General features: G+C 66.1%; 2 protein-coding genes. Both read right to left on the minus strand.

Going from position 1 to position 1,722, the window contains the following annotated elements; all coding sequences use genetic code 11:
• Positions 1–667: TetR/AcrR family transcriptional regulator (locus tag ACFWF3_RS34825; protein WP_379318331.1), on the minus strand; the 667-nt coding region annotated here is incomplete at its 3' end.
• Between the two features lie 71 nt (positions 668–738).
• Positions 739–1,605: an oxygenase MpaB family protein gene (locus ACFWF3_RS34830; protein WP_379318333.1), complete on the minus strand. Its 867-nt coding sequence runs from the start codon at positions 1,603–1,605 to the stop codon at positions 739–741.
• Positions 1,606–1,722: the final 117 nt, after the last annotated feature.

The following is a 1,722-nucleotide window of genomic DNA, read 5'->3' on the forward strand; positions in this document are numbered from 1 at the left end:
GCGCGGCGCCGGTCTCCTGGGTCGCCGTGCGCACGTCCAGCGGACGGAACCCGGGTGCGATGTGATCGCGGGCGAATCGGCGCGCCGCCGCCTCGTCGTCGAGCGGGATGACCGTCGGCCTGGTCAGCACCAGCGAGAGCGCGGTACGCGCCACCAACTCGGCAACGGGGAGCGGGTCGTAGGCGGGGAGCTTGCCCGCCTCCTGCAAGCGGGTGATGAACTCGGCCAGGAAGTCACGACCGAGCTCGATCACCGGCGCTCCACCGGTGGTGAGGTAGGGCAGGACGGTGGCGGCGTCGGTGGCGAGGAGGCGGTCGAGCAACGGGTTGTTCCGCAAGCCGAGGGCGAAGGCGACGAACAGTTCGACGATCTGGTCTTCGGCGCTGGCACCCTCGTCGGCCTGCCGGCGCATCGAGGCGTCGGCCTGCTCCAGCAGGTGGCGCACCTGCCAGAGCCCCACCGCCTGGACCACGTCGGTCTTCCCACCGAACCGGCGATACAGCGTCGCCAGGGACAGACCGCCACGGCGGGCTACTTCCGCCATGCTGGTGCGCTTGATCCCGAAGTCCAGAAACGCGGCCAAGGCGCCGTTCAGAACGTCGGCGTTATCGCGCTCGACACCGCCGTGTCCGCGAATACGTGCCAGCAACCTGATCGACTCGGCCATATCCCATTCCCCTCAGCTGACAAGAGCCCGAACATAATGTGGTCTGCCGGTAGCCCGCAACCTCGACTCTGTCAGACCAGGGGGCGGCCGAGCCGCTGACGCCGCCGCATGTCCCGCAGCATCGTCGAGTACGGCACGATCCGCGCACGGACGGGTAGCCGTCCGTAGACGGCCCCGATGGCACGGAACATCAGCCGATGCCGCCGCTCCTGTTCGTCGGTCCACGGAAGGTAGAGCTGTGCGCGCATGGTTTCGGGCAGCAGTCCGGTGACGGCGAAACGATGAAAATCGGCAAGCCGACGCGGCCTCGGAACATTGCGCAATCCGACCAGTTTGCGCAGATATTCGGCGACCAGGTCGTCGATCTGCATGTTCGCCAGCCCCGATTCGAAGTAGCTGTCGAAGGCCGCCAGGTCGGCAAACCACATGTCGGGCTTCATCTGCAACCCGGTGCCGAATCTGGCCCCGTACTGCACGAAGACCTCTTTGGTGGCCCTGTCCAGTGGCCCGTAGAGGCGTTCGTGGGTATCCATGACTCCCCAGCACAGGCAGACCGCGACCCACTTCTGCAGTTCGGGGTCGAACGCGTTGTACTTCACCTCGGCGCCGGGCGCGGAACGAACGCGTCGATGGACGCTACCCACGACCTGTCGATACTCGTCCCGGTCCTGCTCGGTACCGAGCATCGCCACCGCGATGTAGGTCAGCGTGGTGCGCAACCGCTTCCACGGATGGACGTCGGCGCGGCCGGACTCGACGGTGCTCTCGACGACGCCGTAGCCCACCGGCCGGTTCGCGAGCTGCACGATCACATTCGCGCCCGCCCCGGCGAAGGCACCGATCCCGTCGAGGAATCGCTCGATGTCGAAGTCCTCGACGGTGCCGTAGCGACACCGCAGGACTCCGTCGACATCGCTCGCCGTCACAGGATCGGTCACCGTTGACACTTGACGCATAGTCCTGCGCCTCCTTCTTCTGAGAGCCACCAAGGCAATGATACAGTGAGATGATATTCGACTAATCGACTCAGCGGGGGCTTTCGGTCAGTGCCGCTA

The sequence above is a fragment of the Nocardia sp. NPDC060220 genome, from assembly GCF_042727815.1.
Taxonomy (GTDB): Bacteria; Actinomycetota; Actinomycetes; order Mycobacteriales; family Mycobacteriaceae; genus Nocardia.